Source organism: Vaccinium witches'-broom phytoplasma str. VAC (assembly GCF_000309405.1).
Taxonomy (GTDB): domain Bacteria; phylum Bacillota_I; class Bacilli_A; order Acholeplasmatales; family Acholeplasmataceae; genus Phytoplasma.
In genome coordinates this window covers 1-263 of the sequence record NZ_AKIN01000035.1, presented here as the reverse complement: position 1 = coordinate 263, position 263 = coordinate 1, and the positions used below count along the sequence as shown (strand labels likewise).

The 263-nt window shown below is 21.3% G+C and carries 1 pseudogene; it reads left to right on the top strand.

From position 1 onward, the window contains the following. Nucleotides 1–263 (top strand): annotated as a pseudogene (locus tag RI68_RS04035) (hypothetical protein); the annotation flags it as partial.

The window sequence follows — 263 nt, the reverse complement described above, 5'->3', positions numbered from 1 at the left end:
CTTTATTTAGTTTTTTAATAGATATTTTAAATTTTTTTAAAGATATTTTTAGTTCTTTGATTAATTTTATTAAAAGCAATGTTTCTTCTCTTACTGCTCAAAAATTAATGAATCCTGATGAGGGTTTATGGGAAAAATTAAAAGAAATTTGCAAAATTATTTTCACTGTTACTGTTGGAGGCAGTGTTATTTATTTTTTCAAAGAAATGCAAACCTTTCTGTTAAATTCTTTTATTAAAATAGGGGATTTATTATTTAAAATT